The sequence below is a fragment of the Bacteroides sp. ET225 genome, assembly GCF_024733745.1.
GTDB classification, from domain to species: domain Bacteria; phylum Bacteroidota; class Bacteroidia; order Bacteroidales; family Bacteroidaceae; genus Phocaeicola; species Phocaeicola excrementipullorum.
Window position 1 is genome coordinate 42,372 of record NZ_JANRHN010000022.1, and the last position, 20,850, is coordinate 63,221.

The window sequence follows — 20,850 nt, forward strand, 5'->3', positions numbered from 1 at the left end:
GATGGTTGCGGATAATTATAAAATTTATAACTTTGCGCAACTAATCATTATAATTATGGAAACTGACAAGCTGATTATTTACAATACTTTGACCCGCAGGAAGGAGCTGTTCGTTCCTTTGCACGCTCCTCATGTCGGGATGTATGTCTGCGGTCCTACCGTATACGGGGATGCTCATTTGGGCCATGCTCGTCCGGCAATCACTTTTGATATTCTTTTCCGCTACCTGAAGCATTTGGGCTATAAGGTGCGTTATGTGCGCAACATTACGGATGTAGGACATCTGGAGCATGATGCGGATGACGGAGAAGACAAGATTGCAAAGAAAGCGCGCCTGGAACAGTTGGAGCCGATGGAAGTTGTGCAATATTATCTGATCCGTTACCATAAGGCGATGGAGGCGCTGAATGTGCTTCCGCCAAGCATTGAACCGCATGCTTCGGGGCATATCATCGAGCAGATTAAGCTGGTGGAGGAGATCCTGAAAAACGGATATGCCTATGTCAGCGAAGGTTCGGTGTATTTTGATGTGGCAAAATATAATAAGGATCATCACTACGGCGTGCTTTCGGGACGCAACCTTGACGATGTGCTCAATACAACCCGTGAACTGGACGGTCAGGAAGAAAAACATAATCCGGCCGATTTCGCTCTCTGGAAATGTGCGCAGCCGGAACACATCATGCGCTGGCCTTCTCCGTGGAGCAACGGATTCCCCGGCTGGCATTGCGAATGTACAGCCATGGGACGCAAGTATCTGGGTGAAACATTCGATATTCATGGGGGAGGAATGGACTTGGTTTTCCCGCATCATGAATGTGAGATTGCCCAGGCTGTGGCTTCTGAGGGACATCAGATGGTGCGCTATTGGATGCACAACAACATGATTACCATCAACGGACAGAAGATGGGCAAGTCGCTCGGCAATTTCATCACGCTTGAGGAGTTCTTTACCGGTTCCAACAAGCTGCTTTCTCAAGCTTATTCGCCGATGACAATCCGTTTCTTCATTCTTCAGGCTCACTACCGCAGTACGGTTGACTTCAGCAATGAAGCGCTGCAGGCAGCTGAAAAGGGACTCGAACGTTTGATGGAAGGATTCAAGAATCTGGAGCGCATTGCTCCTTCTGCAACGACTTCGGGCATAGAACCGGCCGGATTGCGTGAGAAATGCTACGAGGCGATGAATGACGACTTGAATACGCCGATTGTAATTTCTCATCTCTTTGATGCTGTCCGTATGGTAAATACGGTGACTGACAAGAAGGCGACCATCAGTGCAGAAGATCTGGAAGAACTGAAAGATGTGTTCAGTCTGTTCGCGTTTGATATTCTGGGACTGAAGTCGGAAACTGAGAATAATGAGGCTCGTGAAGAAGCGTTCGGCAAAGTTGTTGACATGCTGCTTGAACAGCGTATGAAAGCAAAAGCCAATAAGGACTGGGCTACCAGCGACAAGATCCGTGACAGCCTTTCTGCCTTGGGTTTTGAGGTGAAAGATACAAAAGACGGATTTACATGGAAATTGAACAAATAACGTAAACCGCTTGTTATAAGAAGTATCCTGTCAATTTAATTGGCAGGGTATTTTTTTATATACGGATGAAACTTTTCTTTGTCTGTTTTGTTTTCCACCAGATGGGATACATAAATGGCATCGATTTTGTAATACACTAAAAACAAGAACTTAACTAAATTAAAAAGAAAATGAGAAAGAAAATTGCAATGGTTGCAGCGTTGTTTGCTGCAATGGCTGTGTCTGTGAACGCACAGAAAGCGTATGAAGGTACTGCCTTCTTCGACAACTGGTATATCGGCCTGAACGGCGGCGGAGTCACTCCGCTCTCTCATTCTGCCTTCTGGAAGAACATGCGTGGAGCTGTAGGCCTGGAACTCGGAAAACAGGTAACTCCGGTATTCGGCCTGTCATTTCAGGGGTTGTCTGCTGTGAACACTTCATATAGCCGTACAGCCTTTGATGCACTGACTCTTACTGCCAATGGCAAGATCAACTTGAACAATCTGTTTGGAGGATACCTTGGCAAACCGCGTCTGCTTGAGGTTGAAGCTGTCAGCGGATTCGGCTGGGGACACGACTTCATGAATTCGGGCTATGGAAAGGACGACAGTTATCTGACCGCCCGTTTTGGAGCAAGCTTGAATTTTAATCTGGGCGCAGAGAAAGCATGGTCTGTCAACATCAAGCCTGCAGTAGTATGGCGTATGGACGGAACCGCACTGAATGTTAACAGATCGGCAATGGAACTTCTGGCTGGTGTGACCTACCACTTCCGCGGAAGCAATGGCAAGCACTATATGACGATCCAGCGTCCGTACGATGCGTGTGAGGCAGAGGCGTTGAATAAAAAAGTTAACGCATTGCGCGCAGAGGTTGAACTCAAAAGAGAAGCGCTGGATAATAGCGCGGCACGTGCCAACGAATTGCAGGACGCTTTGGAAAAATGTCGGAAGGAACTTTCGGAATGTCAGAATGCGCCGATCGAAACAATCGTTAAGAACAGCCATACCATGTCGCTTGAGTCAGTCGTTACTTTCCGTCAGGGAAGCACTTCGGTAGGCTCCGATCAGATTCCGAATGTTGAGCGTATCGCTACATATATGAAGAATCATCCGGGAAGCACTGTTTCAATCAAGGGGTATGCTTCTCCCGAAGGAAGTGCAGAGGTAAATGCACGCATAGCACAGCAACGTGCGGATGCAGTGAAGAAGATACTGGTGAACAGATACAAAATCAGTGCAAGCCGTATCTCGGCAGAAGGACAGGGCGTTGGAAATATGTTCTCGGAAGCCGACTGGAACCGGGTAAGTATTGCTACGCTGAGCGATGAAGGTGCAGAATAAAGCTTTTGAATATTGACTGCAAAGGGACGGATGCCTGCGGGTGTCCGTCTTTTTTTGTTGGCAGACCGACTTTTTGTCATGTCAGATCTGATGTGTATGCATTTCCTGAAGCTTTGGATCACGAGGCTTTGCCGGAATGTCGGAACAGCTTTCTTTCACCACAAGAGGTTGTGTCGAAATGCCGGCACAACCTCTTTGTCTTAAGTTATTTCATTTGGGGAGATCTTTATTTTCCTTCTTCCACGATCGAAGTCAGCGGATGCCGGTTGCCTTCGATGTTTGTCAGGAATGCCTTGGCTGAGCCGAAGTTCAGGTACATGTCCAGGCGGACGGGAAGGTGGTTGCGGTCGTCTGTCACGTAGAATGTGATGACCTCTTTTTCTTTCCCTTCAGCGGTATATTCGACCAGTGAGAACACTAGGCAGCGATAAGTGACATTGTTTTCCGACTTGAAGTTTTCCTTGCCGCGGTAGATAAGTGTCTGTTTTTCGATCGCTCTTCCCGTTGCCATGGAAAACAGAATCTTTTGCCCTACTTTATAGTCTGTCGGATCGTATGAGCGGGCCTGTAGCAGGATGCTCAGCATATCGTATACACAGACCTCCATTTCATCGTGGTGCTTGTCTGTATTTCCTCTAAGCGTGCGTTGCTGGTCGACGATGCACAGTCCGTTCCGGTAGCTGAAGTTTACTTCGTCTACTGTGTACCGCTTTCCTTCTTCAGCTCCTTTGCGGAAATACACCGGCACCAGATCCTTTGTCGTTATGCAGGTCAGCGTGTCGCGCATTTTGAAGAAGAAGTCTATCTTTTTGTTTGTATACGATTCCAGGTCTGTCCTCAGGCAGGGCATCCCTTTGTAGGTTGCTTCGTTTACTGTCATTTTTGCCCATCCGGCATTGATCCAGATGAACTTCCAGTTGAACTTCAGTTCGTACGACAGAGTTTCGCCCGGCTTGATGGCGTCGTTTACCGCGCCGCATTGTGCTTTAGCTGCCATGCTTCCTATCAGAAGGCAGAGGCAAAGAATCAGTTTTCTCATGTTCTTCCTAATTTACGTGCCCGCTCTTTGTTGCGGTCCTTGATTTTTTTGGCTTCTTCTGGTTTCTGTTTCTTTATTTCATCCAACTTTTGTTTGTCGAGCGGCACGGCATGAATGTCCCATGTTTCCTCGAACTCGAAGTTAGCCTTCATTTCCCAAACTTTGGGAAAATAGAAAACTTCTTCCGGCTGGATTTTATTCTCATAGTTTCCTGTATCCCATACACCGTTATTATTCCTGTCGTTTATCAGGCGGATATAGTATTTGGTGCTGGGCTGGAGGAAATAAAAGTCGCATGTGTTCTTGTCGGTAACGGTCTGCTGGCGCACCACGGCATCGCTGCTGTTCAGCAATTGCACGATGGCATGAGGGCCTGCCCCTATGATATTCAGGTAGAGCGTGCCGTATTCTTCAAGCGTTTTCACTTTCAGCTTGTTTTCGGTCTTGTTCGTATACAGTCCGTAAATGCCCTTGATGGCAAGCGAGTCGATGGTGAGCTGATACTCCTGCCCCGGCTCCCAGTTTGCAAGAATCTGATATTGCCTGTGAACCCCGGAGTCGGCTCTGAAGATGAACGGGGTTTCCTGCCATACGGAGTCTACCATTACGGCCAGATGAATGCCGGAGGTATCGATATGTTCAACCGGCTCTTCAAATCTGAGCACAACGTTTTTGTTGATGTCCAGGCTAGAAGGAGCATCGACCGTCATGGCAAAGAACTTGGGCTCTGCCTTGATGGTATCGCCTCGCTTTTCCCTTCTTTTCCGTTCTTTCTCTTCTTTCTTCCGCGCGTCTTCCGCCATTGCCAGGCGGCGCTCCTTGTTGATTTTGTTCATCATCCGCAAGGTATCTGTCTTGGGAACCAGTTTTCCCAGGGTGTCTGTGGCAAGATAATCCATCTGGAAGGTCAGCGTGTCGCGTTCGCAGAGCGTCGTATCCTTTATCCAGTATCGGATGGTATCGTGGCGTGCGTTGCTTTCGATTACGAACGCGTCTTTCTCGTCAAAGTCAAGTCCCTTGATTGTAGGAAGCGTATCGGCCTTTGCACTGAAATACAGAGAAAAGCGGTTCAGTTGCTCCCGTTCGCTCTTTACCAGATACTGCATGGGATTTTCTTCCTTGAATGCGCGGAGAATGAGATCGTCGGGCATGAAGCGGGTGTATTTCACTTCATAAATCGTGTCGTAGGCCAGCGTGTCGAGTTCGTTCCATACGGTATCCTGCCTTACGGCCGGAGCCATGCTTGGGATGACCAGCGAATCCTGCCAGGCGATGGCTTCCGTTTTCGAATCAAACAGGTAGTTCTGGTTTCCGTCCTGAAGCGCATAGATGCGGTATTTTCCCGGAGCGACTCCGCGGATGGTGAAATGCCCGCGGCTGTCTGTGCGCGAAATGCGCGCGAAAGGCAGTTTGGTGAATGCCGTGTCGTTCAGATCCTTGTGAAGGCCCACTTGAATGCCCTTTATCGGTTCCAGATCCTGGGCGTTGAGCACGGTGCCCGACACCTCCATCGTGTCGATATGTTCTCCCGTTGAGAATGCATAGGCAAAGTTGCCCAGCGGATTGTCTTCGTTGTTGTCTACGATTGCGTCGCCGAAGTCCACCGTATAAGTCGTGTTCTCCTGCAGCGTGTCGAAGAACTCCACCAGCACTCTGTGTCCGCTCACTTTTACTTCGGGAGCTTCTTTTTGGGGAGGAGAGATGATGACCTTTTCCGAAGGCTTGTCGAGCTTGATGTATTCGTCAAACTCGATGGATATTTTCTTCCGTTTGTTGTTGGTTGCGTTCGGTTCGGGCGTGGCGCGCACGAACTTCGGCGGAGTTTCATCGTATGGTCCCCCGTCGGGCTGTCCGGTGCTGGCGCATGCATAGAAGCCGATGATAATCAGCAGCAGAGCGATGTATTTGGGAATCGGTTTCATTCGGTTTTTAGCGGTTTAATGGTTCAGTTGCAGGATTTCGTCTATATAGTTTCGGTTGTTGCTGAGCCGGGGCACTTTATGCTGCCCTCCCAATTTGCCTTTTTGCTTCAGCCAGTCGTGGAACAGATTGGGACGTGCCACGATGATTTCCAGCTTTTGCAGGGTGATGTCCTTGCGCCGTTTGGCCTCGTAGTCGGAGTTGATTTCCTGAAGCGACCGGTCGAGTATGTCGCGGAACTTTTCGAGCGAATCCGGCATGACGCTGAATTCTATCAGCCACTGGTGCCGGCATTTTGCGTCCGCATCCATAAATACGGGGGCCGCCGTGTATTCGAGCACCTGTGCTCCTGTTGCGGCACAAGCCTGCGCCAGTCCCTTTTCCGCATTGTCCACCATCAGCTCTTCGCCGAAAGCGTTGATGAAGTGCTTTGTGCGTCCGGAGATGATGAACTTGTACGGATTCTTTTGGGTGAACTTTACCGTATCTCCCAGGATATACCGCCACAGCCCGCACGAAGTGCTGATGACGATGGCATAGTTCCGTCCCACTTCCACGCCGGTGAGAGGCACGATATGCGGTTCCGGGTCGTCGATTTCTTCCAGCGGAATGAATTCGTAGAACACGTCATAGTCAATCATCAGCAGCATGGCAGGGTCGTTCAGGTTGCTTTGGAGCCCGAAAAAGCCTTCGCTGGCGTTGTAGGTTTCCATGTAGTGCATCTGGCTTCCCGGTATCAGCTGCCTGTATTGTTCGCGGTATGGCGTGAAGCATACGCCCCCGTGGAAGAACACCTCCAGGTTGGGCCACACTTCGTTCAGGTGTTTCGCTCCTGTCTTCTCAAGAATGCGTTTGATGACGGCAAGCATCCATGAGGGAACGCCCGAGATGTTGGTCACGTTCTCGTGGATGGTTGTTTCGGCTATGCGCTCCACCTTTTCTTCAAATTCGCTGAGCAGCGCGATTTCCTTGCTCGGAACGCGGATAAAGTTTACCAGCGGGTTGATGTTCTGGATCAGAATGGCCGACAGGTCGCCCACCAGGCTGTCTTTCACGTTGTAGTTGGGGCTGTGGCTTCCTCCCAGAATCAGTCCCTTGCCCGAGAAGAACCGGCTTTCGGGATTTTCCGCCAGATAAAGCGCGACGGCGTCAACTCCTCCCTTGTAGTGTATTCCGTGCAGACCGTCCTGGCTCACCGGGATGAATTTGCTTTTGTCGTTTGTCGTTCCGGAGGATTTGGCATACCAGATAATCTTTCCCGGCCATAGCACGTCTTCTTCTCCGTGCCTCATCCGGTCGATGTAGCCTTTTGCTTCTTCGTAGGTCTGGATGGGTACGCGCCGGAAATCCTCATAGGTCCGTATGTGCGCGTAGTCGTATTTCTTTCCCCACTCCGTCGGAGCGGCCTGCTGTATCAGTTTCTGGAATACCCGGTTCTGAATGGCTTCTGTTTCAGTGGCATACTTTTCGATAGCCCTCTGCCGCGAACCGAATATTTTTCCTATCACTTTTGTTGTATTCATTTGCTGTCTTTATTTCAACACTCCATCTGCAAAGGTAATTTTTTCTTTCCAATTTTTTGTGCGGCGTGTATTATTTTTCCCTTAGTGGCGACTTTTGGCTACTTTTTTCTTACCTTTACATCACAAATTTAAATGCGGTAGACTATGAAAGTAGGAATCTTGACTTCAGGCGGTGATTGTCCGGGCATCAACGCTACGATTCGCGGGGTATGCAAAGCGGCCGTCAACCATTATGGAATGGAAGTGTACGGCATCCGGAACGGCTTCAGAGGGTTGCTGGACGATGATATTGTCCGGCTGGACAATAATTCGCTGACGGGCTTGCTGAATTTGGGCGGCACGATTCTGGGAACGTCCCGCGTCAAGCCGTTCAAGCGGAGAGGGAGCGGCGCCTTTTCAGAAGACAAGCCGGCCATCCTGCTTCAGACAATCAAAGACCACCAGTTGGACTGCATTGTGTGCATCGGCGGAAACGGCACGCAGAAAACCGCCGCACGGCTGGCCGAAATGGGAGTGAATGTGGTGGGGATTCCGAAAACAATAGACAACGACGTGTGGGGAACTGATGTTTCGTTCGGGTTCGATTCGGCGGTTTCTATCGCTACCGACGCTATCGACCGCTTGCACTCGACCGCGAGTTCGCACCAGCGTGTGATGGTGATTGAGGTGATGGGGCATAAGGCCGGATGGATAGCCCTTTACTCGGGCATGGCCGGGGGAGGCGACATCATTCTGCTTCCTGAAATTCCGTACGACATGCATCGGATAGGCGACGCGATTATCGACCGGCTGAAGCGGGGAAAGCCCTACTCTATCGTGGTTGTGGCAGAAGGCATCCAGACCTTGGGCGGAAAGAAGGCCGCTCAATATATAGCGGAAGAAATAGAATATGAAACAGGGTTTGAAACGCGCGAAACGGTGCTGGGCTATATTCAGCGCGGAGGTGCCCCGACGGCTTACGACCGCAATCTGGCTACCCGTATGGGAGGCCATGCGGTGGACCTGATTGCCCAGGGACGTTTCGGAAAGATGGTCGCGCTTCGTGGCGACAGCATTGACTCGGTTGCTCTGAGTGAGGTGGCCGGCAAGCTGAAGCTGGTTACGGAAGAACACGACCTGGTTGTGCAGGGCCGCCACATGGGGATCTGCTTCGGATAATCCTGGCACCGTGCGGGGAAGAAAAATTGCACTGTTCCGAAAATTATTCTATCTTTGTCTTGTTGTTTTTACCTCTTCACTGGAGTGATACGATGTCCTCACTGCAGTGGGGAGAACGCATCACTCCAGTGAAACGAACGTATCACTCCAGTGAAGAGATAAATTGAAACCGATGTTTAACCTTAACCGACGGATTGAAAGAAATGGCAATCAAGTTTGAATTTTATCGTACGCCCGATACGGAGGGCACATCAAAGAAACGTTATTATGCGCGCGTGGTCAATTTCCGGCATGTCAGCACAGATGCCCTGGCGAGCAGCATACAGCAACGATGTACGCTGACAGAGGCCGACGTGCATGCGGTGCTGGTTTCGCTTGGGCAGGAACTGGCCTGGCATCTGAAAGAAGGAGAGCGGGTGCACGTAGAAGGGCTGGGATATTTTCAGGTAACGCTGAAATGCCCGGAAACCAAGAATCCGAAAGATACACGCTCGAGGGACGTGAAGGTCAGAACCGTGCGCTTCCGCCCCGACAAACGCTTGCTTGAACTGATGCGCAATGCGGAAACCGAACGCTCGGATATCCGTCCGCATTCGGCGAAGTGTCCGGATGAAAAGCTTGAGAAGCTGCTGGCGGAATTTTTCGGGAACGGGGAGGTGCTTACAAGACAGAAGCTGGAAGACATTTGCGGCTTTACCCGTTCTACTGCGGCAAGGGTGATAAAGAAGCTTGTGGAAGAAGGCCGGCTGAAGAACGTGGGGGCGCGCACCCATCCCATTTATGTTCCGGCAAAAGGAAATTTCGGCAAGTGATGTGCCGGAATATAGTTTGAAGCGCAAAGGCACAAATGCGCGTTTGTCAAGATCTGCAGTCTGATGGCGTTCTTTTGTGCCTTTGTGTCCTAGTCCTGTTCGGATAGTTTCATCGCATCCTTTTCTTTTTCTACCTCAAGAAAGGCTGCGTTTTCAGCTTCCGAGATGATCCGTTCGATGTCTTCATATTTCTCGGCCGGAAGTTCGGCTTTTGTTTCCGTTGCGGTCAGGGCTGTAGAGCCGGCATTTTCTTGTTTCTCGGGGAGTGAATCTCCTGTCTTTTCTTGTGCCTGCATCTCTTCTTCATTCTTCATCTCTCTTTCTTTCTTGGCTGCAAAGATTAAGTCGATGAAGGCCGCATCGTTTTTTATTTTTTTCAGGCTTTTGTGGGCGGCTTCCTGCTGCGATTCTTTCTTGGAGTATCCTTTCCCTCTTCCTGCCGGGATGCCTTCGATGTTTATCTGCGTTTCGAACACGGGGCTTTGGCTGTCGTCTACCGACTGTTCCAGCAGAATAAATTCGATGGCAAATTTGTTCTTCTGGCTCCACTCGATGAACTTCGACTTGAAGTTGACCTCTTTTCGTGAAACCTGCTCAATGTCCAGATAGTTCGTCATGATGCGCTTGCTCATGAATCTCATGCAGGCATCATATCCGCGGTCAAGATAGATGGCTCCTATAAGTGCCTCGAAAGCGTTTCCGCACATATAGCTGTTGTGGGCCGACTGGCGTGTGGTAAATTTGATCAGTTTGTCAAGCCCTATCTCTACGGCGATGCGGTTCAGCGTTTCGCGCTGGACGATTTTAGAGCGCGTATTGGTGAGGAAGCCTTCACGTTTTCCTCCGAAATGCCTGTATACGATATCACCTACGACTGCGTCTAGGATAGCGTCGCCCAGAAATTCCAGTCTTTCGTTGTTCAGAAGTCTTCCTTCCTGCGATTTTATTGAGGATGACTTGTGCAGAAGTGCCTGCTTGTAGAGCTCGATATTCTTTGGATAGAATCCCAGAATCTTGTAAAAACAAAGATAAGACTCCCTGTCCTTTCGGAAAAGAAGCCTTATCTTGTCAATAATATTGCTAAACACAATTATTCAGTGTATTTTTTTACAATTATACATGCATTGTGTCCGCCGAAACCGAATGTGTTGCTCAAAGCGGCGCGAACCGTACGCTTCTGTGCTTTGTTGAACGTGAAGTTCAGGCTGTAGTCGATGTTCTCGTCGTTGTCGCCTTCTTCATGGTTGATAGTCGGAGGAACAATGTCGTTCTTTACAGACAATACGCTTGCAATGGCTTCTACACCTCCGGTAGCTCCCAGCAAGTGTCCTGTCATTGATTTCGTAGAGCTGATGTTCAGTTTGTAGGCATGTTCGCCGAAAAGCTCTTTGATGGCTTTCACTTCCGAGATGTCGCCTACTGGAGTAGAGGTTCCGTGAACATTGATGTAGTCAATGTCTTCCGGCTGCATGCCTGCATCTTCCAGTGCATTTTTCATCACGAGCTTGGCTCCCAGACCGTCCGGATGGGAAGCTGTGAGGTGGTAGGCATCGGCAGAAGCGCCTGTTCCGGCCACTTCGGCATATATTTTCGCTCCGCGTGCCTTTGCATGTTCCAGCTCTTCAAGGATCAGGCATCCTGCACCTTCTCCCATAACGAATCCGTCGCGGCTTGCGCTGAAAGGACGCGATGCGCGTGCCGGGTCGTCATTGCGTGTAGACAATGCGTGCATGGCATTGAATCCTCCTACGCCTGCCGGGAAAATGGCTGCTTCGGCACCGCCTGTAACGATGATGTTTGCCTTGCCCAGACGGATGTAGTTGAATGCATCTGCAATGGCATTTGAAGAAGAGGCACATGCTGAGGTGGTTGTAAAGTTCGGTCCGTGGAAGCCGTACATGATCGATATTTGTCCGGAAGCGATGTCAGCAATCATTTTAGGTATGAAGAACGGGCTGAACTTCGGACCGATTGTGTCTTTGGTCTGTTCATATCCTCCCACTTCCTCTTCGAAAGTATGGATTCCGCCGATTCCTACTCCTAGAATGACGCCGATTCTGTTCAGATCTTCTTTTTCTACATCTATCCCTGCGTCAGTAACGGCTTCTTTTGCTGCTACGACGGCATATTGGGTATAGAGGTCCATCTTGCGTGCTTCCTTGCGGTCGATGAAATCGGTCGCGTTGAAGTTTTTTACTTCGCAAGCGAACTGAGTCTTGAATTTAGACGCATCAAAATGAGTAATAGGTCCTGCTCCGCTGACACCGTTGACAAGGTTGTTCCAGAATTCTGGAACTGTATTTCCTACGGGAGTCAGTGCACCAAGACCTGTTACTACTACTCTCTTTAATTCCATAAAATAGAATTAATTATTTAGCGTTAGCCTCGATATAAGAGATAGCGTCGCCTACAGTCTGGATTTTTTCTGCCTGATCGTCGGGAATCTGAATGCCGAATTCCTTTTCGAATTCCATAATCAATTCTACAGTATCCAATGAGTCTGCACCCAAATCGTTGGTGAAGCTAGCTGTTGGAACAACTTCTGATTCTTCTACGCCCAATTTATCAACGATAATTTTCTGTACTTTTGATGCAATTTCAGACATAATTCTAATTTTTTAGGTTTATAAATAAGATAATTTATTGATTTTTCGGTGCAAAGGAATAAATATTTCTTGGCTTAAACAAATATTCTTGCAAATAAATGTTGTTTCTTTGCACAATTTTATATACGTTGTGCATAAAATAGGAGGTTGTTATGAAAAAAATAGCGGTTTTGGCATCAGGCGAAGGAACAAACGCCGAGCGGATTATCAGATACTTCAAAGAGAAGCGTACGGCAGAAGTGGCATTGGTAATTTCTTCCCGGCCATCAGCAGGAGTTATAGAACGTGCCCGTCGCTTAGGTGTTGTATGTAAGACAGTTGTCCCTTCGGAGTTCCGTTCGGGTGAAGCGCTCCGGCTGTTGCAGGAGGCAGAGATTGACTTTGTTGTGCTGGCCGGCTTCCTTTCGCGCATTCCCGATGAGATGGTTCATGCGTATGAGGGGCATATGGTAAATATCCATCCTTCTCTTCTGCCGAAGTTCGGAGGGAATGGAATGTACGGCATGCACGTGCATGAAGCGGTGCTTGCGGCCGGAGAGAAGGAGAGCGGCATTACGATTCAGTATATCAATGAGAAGTATGATGAAGGCGACTATGTGTTTCAGGCAGCATGTCCTGTGCTTCCGGAAGACACTCCTGAGTCGCTGGCTGCCCGGGTGCATGAACTGGAATACCGGTACTATCCGGAGGTGATTGAAAAGCTGCTGGCGGAATAGCCGCGGCAGGATGCATTGGTGATTTTGTGATTTTCTGCACAGTTAATTGTGAGTTCTGAAAACTTTCTTTACATTTGCCCTTATTACAAACCTTTAAATAAAAGCAATATGACTTTTACAGAACTGAGCAACCCGATTTTTGTGCAAGTTATTGATGATTATCATAAATACGACTGTGTAGACGCTCCGATCGTCAATCCTTATCCATTGAAAAGCATTGAGTATTATTTGTACTTGAAATGTTGGATTGATACGGTTCAATGGCATTTGGAAGATCTGATCCGCAATCCGGAGATTGATCCGGTTGAGGCTCTTGCTTTGAAGAGGCGCATTGACAAGTCCAATCAGGACCGTACGGATCTGGTTGAACTGATAGACAGTTATTTCCTCGACAGGTATAAAGGGGTGAGTGTTCTTCCTGATGCGACGATCAATACGGAAAGTCCTGCATGGGCGGTGGACCGCCTGTCGATCCTGGCTTTGAAGATTTATCACATGCGCAAGGAGGTTGAACGTACCGATACGGATGAAGCGCATAAGCTGCAGTGTGAATCAAAGCTCAATGTCTTGCTGGAACAGCAGACGGACTTGTCAGCGGCTATTGATCAGTTGCTTGCGGATATAGAGGCAGGACGCAAATATATGAAAGTCTACAAGCAGATGAAAATGTATAATGATCCGTCGTTGAATCCCGTTTTATACGGCAAAAAATAAGCTTGATGGCAAAAATATTGGCGATTCGTTTTTCGGCACTGGGTGACGTTGCAATGACTGTCCCAGTGCTTTATTCATTTGCCAAGGCCTATCCCCAACATCAGCTGGTGATGCTGAGCCGTTCTGCTTTGGCTCCGCTTTTTGCTTATGCGCCGTCTAACGTTACCTTTAAGGGCGTAGACCTGAAGAGCGGCTACAAAGGCTTTGGAGGGCTCTTGCGCCTTTATTCAGAATTGAGGGGGGAGAAGTTTGATGCCGTCGTAGACCTGCATGATGTGCTTCGTACCAAGGTGCTGCGCTTGTTTTTCCTTATGGATGGGGTGCGTGTTGCTCATATTGACAAGGGACGGAGAGAAAAGCACCGGCTGGTGTCTGCAAGAAATAAGGTCAAGTCGCCTCTGGAATCATCTTTTTCCCGCTACAGGGATGTTTTCCGGTGTTTGGGCTATTCATTTCCGTTCAATTTCAAATCTGTTTTTGAATCAGGAAAGTCATTTCCTTCTTTGCCGGAGGGTTTCGGTGAAAAGGAGGAAGGATGTAAATGGATTGGCATCGCTCCTTTTGCTGCACATAAAGGAAAAATCTATCCTTTGCTGTTTCAGCATAAAGTTGTCCGTCTTTTATCGTCTGTGTCCGGGGTACGTATCTTTTTGTTTGGCGGAGGAAATCGGGAAAAAGAGATTTTATCTGCCTGGGAAAAGGAATTTCCTTGTGTAACCTCTGTTGTCGGATGCTTGAAGATGGACGAAGAGCTTGCCTTGATGAGCAAGCTGGACGCAATGTTTACCATGGATTCGGGCAACATGCATTTGGCTTCGCTTGTGGGCACACCTGTCGTTTCTGTATGGGGAGCCACACATCCTTATGCCGGCTTTATGGGCTGGAACCAGCAGCCGGAGAATATCATTCAGCTTGACTTGCCTTGCCGTCCGTGTTCGGTATATGGCAACAGACCCTGTCGTTGGGGAGATTACCGCTGCTTGAACGGCATCTCTCCCGAAAAGATCGTTGAGCGGATAAAGAAGTTAACCGAGTGACTGCATGTCGTGCAGTCGCTTGTAGTATCCTTGTTTCTTGATCAGTTCGTCGTGTGTGCCTCGCTCAACAATCTGACCGTTGTACAAAACATAGATCTCGTCCGCATTTTTGATTGTTGACAGCCGGTGTGCGATGGCTATGGTTGTGCGCGTCTTCATCAACCGTTCAAGCGCCTCCTGCACCAGTCTTTCCGATTCCGTGTCGAGTGCGGAGGTAGCTTCATCCAGAATGAGTATCGGAGGATTCTTGAGAATAGCGCGTGCGATGCTGATGCGTTGGCGCTGGCCTCCCGAGAGCTTGCTTCCACGGTCGCCGATGTTCGTGTTGTATCCTTCGGGCTTTTCCATGATAAAGTCGTGTGCATTGGCTATTTTTGCTGCTGCTATCACTTGTTCCATGGTTGCATTCTCTACACCGAAGGCAATGTTGTTGAAGAATGTATCGTTGAAGAGGATCGCCTCTTGGTTTACATTGCCGATCAGACTCCGCAAGTCGTGGATGCGAAGGTCTTTGATGTTTGTCCCGTCGATGGTTATTTCGCCTTCTTGCACGTCGTGGTAACGCGGGAGAAGATCTACAAGGGTTGATTTTCCTGATCCGGACTGTCCCACCAGTGCGATGGTCTTGCCTTTTGGTATTACGATATTGATGTGTTTCAGCACCTCTTTTTTCCCGTCGTAGCTGAAGGATATGTCCTTGAATTCTATTTTTTCATTCAGGTCGCTCAGCGTTTTCGGATGCTCCGCTTCCTTTATCGGATTTTCTGCTTTCAGGATCTTGTCGATGCGTTCCATGGAAGCCAGTCCTCGCGGAATATTGTAGCTTGCCTTTGAGAACTCTTTCAGCGGGTTGATAATGCTGTAGAGAATGACCATGTAGAAAATAAAGGTAGAAGCGTCAATCGGAGCGTTGTTCGAAAGGATCAGCGAACCTCCGAACCACAAAACGGCTACGATGAGCAGTGTCCCGAGGAATTCACTCATCGGATGGGCTGATGACTGGCGGATAGCCACCTTGTTGACCGCGTCACGGTAGTCGTTGCAGCATTTCTCGAAACGGCTGGTCATCTTCTTTTCGGCGATGAATGCCTTGATGATGCGCAATCCTCCTAGGGTTTCTTCCAGTTGCGACATGGTGTCGCTCCAGCGGTTTTGCGCGTCGAGCGACTGACGTTTCAGCGCACGGCCCACTTTGCCCATCAGCCAGCCCATGGAAGGCAATACCAGAATCGTGAACAGGGTCAGTTGCCAACTGGTTATAACCAGTGTGGCAAAATAAGAAAGAATCAGAATCGGATTCTTGAGCAGCATGTCCAGCGAACTGGTAACGGAAGTTTCTACCTCATTGACGTCCCCGCTCATACGTGCGATAATGTCCCCTTTCCGTTCTTCGGAAAAAAATCCCAAGGGCAGTTCCACCACTTTTCTGTAGACAAGCAGGCGGATATCCCTTACTACTCCTGTACGCAGCGGGATCATGATGGCTGACGAGCCGAAGTAGCAGGCTGTTTTCAGCATGGTCATGAAGCCGAGGAAAAGGCCGAGGAAGAGCAGTGTAGTTGCCGGTCCGAAATTTTCAATCAGTTGGGTGGTGTAGTAATAGAAGTTGTTCATGACCACGTCCTTCGCGCTTGCGCTTCCCCATTCCATGAAACGGTATACTTTGTCGTTTTCTCCGGTCTTGAAAAGGATGTTCAGTATTGGAATCAGCAGCGAAAACGAGAAGATGTTGAATACCGCCGACAAAATGTTCAGCAGGATAGACCAGCCCAGATATTTTTTATAAGGCGATACAAACCGCCGCATCAGTTGGAAAAATTCTTTCATGTGGTAGAACGGAATGTTTAATAATTTACAAAGGTAATGGATTTTTTTGTAGTTTTGCTACTGAAACGTAATTTAAGCATCCTCCATGAAGTTATTATATTATTTTGTTTTTTGCGGCTGGTATCTTCTTTCGTTGATTCCTTTGCGTCTGCTGTATGTCGTATCTGATGTTTTATATGTGCCCCTTTACTATCTGGTACGCTACCGCAGGAAGGTTGTCCGCAAGAATCTGACCGCTTCGTTTCCCGAAAAAAGTATCGGGGAGATTGTCCGCATCGAAAAAAAGTTCTACCGTTTCTTTTGTGATTGTGCAATGGAAAACATCAAACTTTTTTCCATGTCGAAAGAACAGATAATGAAGCGCATGACGTTTTCCGGAGCCGATGCGATGGCGTCTGATCTGGAACAGACAGGAAAGAACTTCGGATTTATTTATTTGGGCCACTATTGCAACTGGGAATGGATTGCATCGTTGGCATACTGGTATCCTCCGCAGATCCATAGCAGCCAGATTTACCATCCTCTATACAACAAGACCTTTGACAGGCTTTTCCTCTATATGAGGAGCCGTTTCGGGGGAGAGTGCATCCCGATGAAGGACACGCTCCGGCGCATCATTGCGTTGAAGCGTCAGAAGCAGCTTACAATGATCGGATTCATAGCTGATCAGGCGCCCAAATGGAACAGCATACACCACTGGACTCCTTTTCTCCACCGCGACACTTCGTTCTTTATCGGAACGGAACAGATTGGAAAACAAGTGGGAGCCGTCATCTATTTTGCTGATGTCAGGCGGATAAAGCGGGGGTATTATCATTGCGACCTGAAGCGGATAACGGTATCTCCCGAAGAGTATCCGGATTATGAACTTACAGACCGTTATGCAGCTTTGCTGGAAGAGATGATCCGGCGTGAACCTGCCTATTGGCTTTGGACTCATAACCGATGGAAACGGACAAAGGAAGAATGGGAGCGCAGGCAGAGTGAGGAGAAATGTTAGAAACGTTTTGCGTAGACTCCTTAAAAAACGAGACCGCTTCTCTATAGCTTTGCGAAAAGTGCTGGAATGTTCGGATGCTGCTATCCTGCATTTCAGCACTTTTCTGCCGTAAAATGAGTCTTTTGAGCTTTCGGGCTTCCTTTGAGTGTCAATGTCCGCGCTTTGTTAGTTTTATCCAAAATACGACGTAATACAGTTTGCAAAGGAACCTGATTCTATCCCATCCCTTGTCCAGCTCCTTCACGATGCGTATATTCTCCTGAAGCCCTTTTATGCGCTGTGTGTTGGAGATTCCGCGGGAATCGTAGACCGCAACAGTGACCGGTACGTGTAAAAAGTGATAGCCCAATAGACGGCAGTGCTTGAAGAAAAACAAGTCGGCAGACATCTTGAACTTTGTGTTGAATGGTGTGGCTTTCAAAATGGATGTCTTGACAAAAGCCGCTTGGTGGCAAAAATACATCCGCTGCTTATTGCAAGGTTCGGATGCTGTTTTTAGTTTCAGTTCCCCATTTTTTGTGGTGAATATATCTCCGTAGAGGACATCATATTTTTCGTCATCTGCATATAGGGCTATGTTGCTCAGAACGTGGCTGTCTGCAAAAGTATCACCGGCATTCATAAAGATAATCCATTTGTTCTTTGCATGTTGTATGCCTTTGTTCATACCCTGATAGATGCCTCCGTCCGGTTCCGAACACCAATAAGACAGTTGGTCCTGGTATTTACTTATGATGTCAGCGGTTCCGTCGGTGGATCCTCCGTCAATAATGATATATTCTTTGAAAGGATACTCCTGCTGCAAGACACTCTCTATGGTTTTAGAAATCAGTTTTGAGCTGTTGAGCGAAACCGTAACGATGCTGAATGTGCATTTCTTGTTCATGGCTTGTTTTTCAGTCTTTTAAAGATACTGCAGATTTTTTCTGTTAAAGACGGTTTCCAGCTATGCGCGCAATAATGGATAGCATAAGATGTTGGAGTTACCTCATGTTTGTTTCCTGCAAAAATTTCAGACCGGAATATTTTGATGTTTTCTTTCAAGTCCTGATCCGCATCAATATACCGGAATCCATACTTTTCTGCAATTCTTGCATAAATTAACGGTGAAAACATGTCTGCCGGCAATGCGTTGGAGAATGTTTTCGAATGATACCAGTCAAGTACGTCTTTTACGAATCGGCATCCAGGCTGCGCGCCCATTACCGCTGCCTGTATCTGCATGCCGGAGATGTATTCTTCTCCGATGCGTGTTCCGTTTGTTGTAATGGATTTGATAGAGCCTGTTTTTTCCAGCTGTGTAGGATGATGCTCTATGCTTGAAATGAAGTTGTATGAACGGAATTCATCAAACCTTTTCAGTACCTTTACATCAGAATCCAGATAAAATCCACCTTCTGTGTATAATGCATACATGCGTATATAGTCGGCTGCAAAAGCCCATTTGCGTGCCTTGACAGCTTCTTTTACGTAAGCCGGAGCCGAATTCAGATCAAAATTCTCCAGATTCCATAATTTCCATTCGTAGTCGGGCATCACTTTTTTCCATGTCTTCATGCATTTTTTTATTTTGGCAGGATACGGATCTCCGCTCAGCCAGCAGAAGTGAATAACTTTGGGTATCATATGTTTGTCATTTAAAAAGATTCTTTATGCGTTCTTTCCTTTCATGTCTGGCTTCCAGTTCTTCAAGGTATGCGGTTGCCTTGTTTAGCGTGTCGGCAACAGGCCAGTTCCTTTTTTCTGCGTAGGCAGAAATCATGAAACTGAACAGATCTCTGCGGTGCGTTAGGGTGCTGAGGTTTTTTATGCACGTGTCCTTGTCGGGGAGCGATTCATAAAATTTCGAGCGGTTGATGTCAATGACAGTGAACGAATAATGCCCGGATTCCTGGTTCTTGCGGAATAGGAAGTTTCCCAGATTCAGGTCGCCATGTATGATTCCCTTGTCGTGCATGTGTATCACGTGTCCAATAAGGTCTTCTGCAAGTTGTTTGTCGAAGTCCTTTTCCGGAACCAGTGTAGGGAACGCCGGAGGGTCCGGGCATGTGGTTGAAACGAAATATCCGGTGGTAAACAAGCCGTGTTCGTAATCCTCTATATATGCGATTTCCTGTGGCGTACAGATGCCTCTTTCTCTGAATATGGCAGCATAGCGGTAGGCACGTTCAGCCTTGGTGCTTTTGAAGAAAGTGTAGGCAACCTGTTGTGCCGGATTTACCCTTTTGAATCTTTTTATTGTGACGGGTACGCCTTGGATATTGAAATTCCGGATGGAGTTTCTTCCTTCATAGACAATGACACCTTTTGCGGAATTGAAGAGGGCGGAGATGTCTTGAATCTCATTTTTCAGATTTTGGAATTCCGGAGCTATGACGATTTTCATTTTTTCTCTGATGATAATAATGAGTGATACAGTTTCATTAGTTGCCCGGCCTGTTGTTCTTCGGAGAAGCGGTCGGCGTATTTTCTGCCTTGTTCTGCCATGTATTCTCTTTTCTCTGGGTTCTTCAGCAGCTGGTTCAACGCTGACGCCATTCCTTCCACGTCATTGGGGTGTATGTATATGGAGTCAGGCCCTCCCGCTTCTTCCAGACATGATCCTGTGGCAGCTATGACGGGAACGGATGAATTGAGGGCTTCCAGTATTGGAATCCCGAATCCTTCAAAGCGTGACGGGTATACAAATATTTCGGCCATCTGATACATTGCCGGAAGATGCCGGAATGCAACGTTGTGAAGCAGGTGGACCCTTTCCTCCAAATGTTTTGTACGGACGAAGGCTTCCACCAGTTCCGTGTACGGCGTGCGTTTCCCGGCAATTACCAGATGGACATCTTCCGGAATTGCGGGCATGGCCTTTACCGCAAGCAGTATGTTTTTTCTTTCTTCGATGCTTCCCACATTCAGAATGTATCGGGGCGGCAGGCCGTAGGTCGCCTGCACTTCTTTTTTCATGCCATCTGTTGCCGTGGCGGAGAAAGCAGCGTCGCATCCCTGATAAACGGTGTGTATTTTGTCCGGCCTGATATGAAAATAGTTGATGATGTCGCGTTTGGTACACTCGCTGATGGCGATGATCGCATCGGCCTTTTCACATGACTTTCTGTATTTATACTGATAGAGCCATCTGTCAATCGGATGGTAATATTGGGGATAGCGTATGAAGATGAGATCGTGTATCGTAACCACAGTTTTGGTTCTTCTTTGGCTACGGATATTGAGCGGAAGCTCGTTGCTGAGTCCGTGGTAGATATCTATGCCGTCTGCTTCCATCCGGGAGGTAACTCCGAATGTTCTCCAAAGCGACCGGAAACGTTTCCATCCTTTTTTCGGCAACCGGCATTCGATTGCGGGACATTTCTCCATGAGGGAGCTGAATTGTCTGCTTTCCTTATACTTCGGCGCATAGAGCACATATTCGTTCTCCGGATAGAAACGGCAAAGTGTTTCTATCAGATACCGGCTGTAATTTCCTAAGCCTGTGAAATTTTGTACAGCTCTTTTCGCGTCGAATCCTATGCGCATAGACTTTGATTGAAGTTTGTCCTTGCAAAAGTACGAAATAATTCATGAACGTCCGTGCTTTTGTCTGGATTTGTGTGTAAAAGGTGATGTTGTATCCGTAAAATGATA

The 20,850-nt window shown here is 48.0% G+C and carries 19 protein-coding genes; 8 read left to right on the plus strand and 11 right to left on the minus strand.

Annotated elements, in window-relative coordinates:
• Positions 1 to 55: 55 nt before the first annotated feature.
• Complete coding sequence (gene cysS / locus NW212_RS10355) at positions 56 to 1,537, plus strand: cysteine--tRNA ligase (RefSeq protein WP_258338573.1); 1,482 nt, start codon at positions 56 to 58, stop codon at positions 1,535 to 1,537.
• A gap of 170 nt (positions 1,538 to 1,707) precedes the next feature.
• Positions 1,708 to 2,862: an OmpA family protein gene (locus NW212_RS10360; protein WP_258338574.1), complete on the plus strand. Its 1,155-nt coding sequence runs from the start codon at positions 1,708 to 1,710 to the stop codon at positions 2,860 to 2,862.
• A gap of 226 nt (positions 2,863 to 3,088) precedes the next feature.
• Here NW212_RS10360 and NW212_RS10365 read toward each other — a convergent pair whose 3' ends face one another.
• From NW212_RS10365 to NW212_RS10375, 3 genes are read right to left on the minus strand one after another with little or no spacing between them, the layout of a single operon-like run.
• Positions 3,089 to 3,901 carry a DUF3108 domain-containing protein gene (locus NW212_RS10365; RefSeq protein ID WP_258338575.1) on the minus strand — a complete coding sequence of 271 codons (813 nt, stop codon included), beginning with the start codon at positions 3,899 to 3,901 and terminating at the stop codon, positions 3,089 to 3,091.
• Positions 3,898 to 5,823, minus strand: coding sequence for an Ig-like domain-containing protein (locus NW212_RS10370; RefSeq protein WP_258338576.1), 1,926 nt, complete (start codon positions 5,821 to 5,823; stop codon positions 3,898 to 3,900). Before NW212_RS10370 ends, NW212_RS10365 begins: the two co-directional genes overlap by 4 nt.
• 15 nt (positions 5,824 to 5,838) lie before the next feature.
• The gene (locus tag NW212_RS10375) at positions 5,839 to 7,344 is read right to left on the minus strand and encodes a GH3 auxin-responsive promoter family protein (protein WP_258338577.1); all 1,506 of its coding nucleotides are present in this window, start codon (positions 7,342 to 7,344) and stop codon (positions 5,839 to 5,841) included.
• A gap of 144 nt (positions 7,345 to 7,488) precedes the next feature.
• Here NW212_RS10375 and NW212_RS10380 point away from each other — a divergent pair, with 144 nt between their 5' ends.
• Together NW212_RS10380 and NW212_RS10385 are read left to right on the plus strand one after the other, a co-directional pair.
• Positions 7,489 to 8,502 (plus strand): ATP-dependent 6-phosphofructokinase, encoded by a 1,014-nt coding sequence (locus tag NW212_RS10380; RefSeq protein ID WP_258338578.1) that lies wholly within the window; start codon positions 7,489 to 7,491, stop codon positions 8,500 to 8,502.
• Positions 8,503 to 8,705: 203 nt separating this feature from the next.
• Positions 8,706 to 9,314: an HU family DNA-binding protein gene (locus NW212_RS10385; RefSeq protein WP_258338579.1), complete on the plus strand. Its 609-nt coding sequence runs from the start codon at positions 8,706 to 8,708 to the stop codon at positions 9,312 to 9,314.
• 89 nt (positions 9,315 to 9,403) lie between these two features.
• On the opposite strand, the gene rnc is transcribed toward NW212_RS10385, so the two are convergent.
• Genes rnc through NW212_RS10400 form a run of 3 tightly spaced genes read right to left on the minus strand, consistent with a single transcriptional unit; the run spans position 9,404 to position 11,920 of the window.
• Complete coding sequence (gene rnc / locus NW212_RS10390; RefSeq protein WP_258338580.1) at positions 9,404 to 10,402, minus strand: ribonuclease III; 999 nt, start codon at positions 10,400 to 10,402, stop codon at positions 9,404 to 9,406.
• A 2-nt stretch (positions 10,403 to 10,404) separates the two neighbouring features.
• The gene (fabF, locus tag NW212_RS10395; RefSeq protein ID WP_258338581.1) at positions 10,405 to 11,670 is read right to left on the minus strand and encodes a beta-ketoacyl-ACP synthase II; all 1,266 of its coding nucleotides are present in this window, start codon (positions 11,668 to 11,670) and stop codon (positions 10,405 to 10,407) included.
• Positions 11,671 to 11,683: 13 nt separating this feature from the next.
• Complete coding sequence (locus tag NW212_RS10400; RefSeq protein ID WP_258338582.1) at positions 11,684 to 11,920, minus strand: acyl carrier protein; 237 nt, start codon at positions 11,918 to 11,920, stop codon at positions 11,684 to 11,686.
• Between the two features lie 152 nt (positions 11,921 to 12,072).
• On the opposite strand from NW212_RS10400, the gene purN reads away from it, so the two are divergent.
• The 3 genes from purN to NW212_RS10415 all read left to right on the plus strand — a co-directional run bounded on the left by purN (position 12,073) and on the right by NW212_RS10415 (position 14,387).
• Entirely contained in the window at positions 12,073 to 12,636 is a 564-nt protein-coding gene (purN, locus tag NW212_RS10405; RefSeq protein WP_258338583.1) for a phosphoribosylglycinamide formyltransferase, read from the plus strand.
• Between the two features lie 108 nt (positions 12,637 to 12,744).
• Positions 12,745 to 13,350, plus strand: coding sequence for a DUF4254 domain-containing protein (locus NW212_RS10410; RefSeq protein WP_258338584.1), 606 nt, complete (start codon positions 12,745 to 12,747; stop codon positions 13,348 to 13,350).
• Positions 13,351 to 13,355: 5 nt separating this feature from the next.
• Positions 13,356 to 14,387: a glycosyltransferase family 9 protein gene (locus NW212_RS10415; protein WP_258338585.1), complete on the plus strand. Its 1,032-nt coding sequence runs from the start codon at positions 13,356 to 13,358 to the stop codon at positions 14,385 to 14,387.
• Here NW212_RS10415 and NW212_RS10420 read toward each other — a convergent pair.
• Complete coding sequence (locus NW212_RS10420; protein ID WP_258338586.1) at positions 14,376 to 16,214, minus strand: ABC transporter ATP-binding protein; 1,839 nt, start codon at positions 16,212 to 16,214, stop codon at positions 14,376 to 14,378. The two genes, NW212_RS10415 and NW212_RS10420, sit on opposite strands and share 12 nt — an antisense overlap.
• Positions 16,215 to 16,299: 85 nt before the next feature.
• Here NW212_RS10420 and NW212_RS10425 point away from each other — a divergent pair, with 85 nt between their 5' ends.
• The gene (locus tag NW212_RS10425; RefSeq protein WP_258338587.1) at positions 16,300 to 17,214 is read left to right on the plus strand and encodes a lysophospholipid acyltransferase family protein; all 915 of its coding nucleotides are present in this window, start codon (positions 16,300 to 16,302) and stop codon (positions 17,212 to 17,214) included.
• Between the two features lie 148 nt (positions 17,215 to 17,362).
• Here the strand turns inward: NW212_RS10425 and NW212_RS10430 are convergent, their stop codons facing one another.
• From NW212_RS10430 to NW212_RS10445, 4 genes are read right to left on the minus strand one after another with little or no spacing between them, the layout of a single operon-like run.
• Positions 17,363 to 18,100: a glycosyltransferase family 2 protein gene (locus NW212_RS10430; RefSeq protein ID WP_258338588.1), complete on the minus strand. Its 738-nt coding sequence runs from the start codon at positions 18,098 to 18,100 to the stop codon at positions 17,363 to 17,365.
• On the minus strand, positions 18,097 to 18,840 hold the full coding sequence (locus NW212_RS10435) for a glycosyltransferase family 32 protein (RefSeq protein ID WP_258338589.1): 744 nt from the start codon (positions 18,838 to 18,840) through the stop codon (positions 18,097 to 18,099). The genes NW212_RS10430 and NW212_RS10435 overlap by 4 nt, the downstream gene beginning before the upstream one ends.
• Positions 18,841 to 18,847: 7 nt before the next feature.
• A complete protein-coding gene (locus tag NW212_RS10440) occupies positions 18,848 to 19,600 on the minus strand; it encodes a lipopolysaccharide kinase InaA family protein (RefSeq protein ID WP_258338590.1) in 753 nt (250 codons plus the stop codon).
• On the minus strand, positions 19,597 to 20,742 hold the full coding sequence (locus tag NW212_RS10445) for a glycosyltransferase family 1 protein (protein WP_258338591.1): 1,146 nt from the start codon (positions 20,740 to 20,742) through the stop codon (positions 19,597 to 19,599). The genes NW212_RS10440 and NW212_RS10445 overlap by 4 nt, the downstream gene beginning before the upstream one ends.
• Positions 20,743 to 20,850: the final 108 nt, after the last annotated feature.

Bases quoted from the DNA above. Each gene is read 5' to 3' on its own strand.
- cysS (WP_258338573.1), top strand. From the start codon at position 56: ATGGAAACTGACAAGCTGATTATTTACAATACTTTGACCCGCAGGAAG.
- NW212_RS10360 (WP_258338574.1), top strand. From the start codon at position 1,708: ATGAGAAAGAAAATTGCAATGGTTGCAGCGTTGTTTGCTGCAATGGCT.
- NW212_RS10365 (WP_258338575.1), bottom strand. From the start codon at position 3,901: ATGAGAAAACTGATTCTTTGCCTCTGCCTTCTGATAGGAAGCATGGCA.
- NW212_RS10370 (WP_258338576.1), bottom strand. From the start codon at position 5,823: ATGAAACCGATTCCCAAATACATCGCTCTGCTGCTGATTATCATCGGC.
- NW212_RS10375 (WP_258338577.1), bottom strand. From the start codon at position 7,344: ATGAATACAACAAAAGTGATAGGAAAAATATTCGGTTCGCGGCAGAGG.
- NW212_RS10380 (WP_258338578.1), top strand. From the start codon at position 7,489: ATGAAAGTAGGAATCTTGACTTCAGGCGGTGATTGTCCGGGCATCAAC.
- NW212_RS10385 (WP_258338579.1), top strand. From the start codon at position 8,706: ATGGCAATCAAGTTTGAATTTTATCGTACGCCCGATACGGAGGGCACA.
- fabF (WP_258338581.1), bottom strand. From the start codon at position 11,670: ATGGAATTAAAGAGAGTAGTAGTAACAGGTCTTGGTGCACTGACTCCC.
- NW212_RS10400 (WP_258338582.1), bottom strand. From the start codon at position 11,920: ATGTCTGAAATTGCATCAAAAGTACAGAAAATTATCGTTGATAAATTG.
- purN (WP_258338583.1), top strand. From the start codon at position 12,073: ATGAAAAAAATAGCGGTTTTGGCATCAGGCGAAGGAACAAACGCCGAG.
- NW212_RS10410 (WP_258338584.1), top strand. From the start codon at position 12,745: ATGACTTTTACAGAACTGAGCAACCCGATTTTTGTGCAAGTTATTGAT.
- NW212_RS10415 (WP_258338585.1), top strand. From the start codon at position 13,356: ATGGCAAAAATATTGGCGATTCGTTTTTCGGCACTGGGTGACGTTGCA.
- NW212_RS10420 (WP_258338586.1), bottom strand. From the start codon at position 16,214: ATGAAAGAATTTTTCCAACTGATGCGGCGGTTTGTATCGCCTTATAAA.
- NW212_RS10425 (WP_258338587.1), top strand. From the start codon at position 16,300: ATGAAGTTATTATATTATTTTGTTTTTTGCGGCTGGTATCTTCTTTCG.
- NW212_RS10430 (WP_258338588.1), bottom strand. From the start codon at position 18,100: ATGAACAAGAAATGCACATTCAGCATCGTTACGGTTTCGCTCAACAGC.
- NW212_RS10435 (WP_258338589.1), bottom strand. From the start codon at position 18,840: ATGATACCCAAAGTTATTCACTTCTGCTGGCTGAGCGGAGATCCGTAT.
- NW212_RS10440 (WP_258338590.1), bottom strand. From the start codon at position 19,600: ATGAAAATCGTCATAGCTCCGGAATTCCAAAATCTGAAAAATGAGATT.
- NW212_RS10445 (WP_258338591.1), bottom strand. From the start codon at position 20,742: ATGCGCATAGGATTCGACGCGAAAAGAGCTGTACAAAATTTCACAGGC.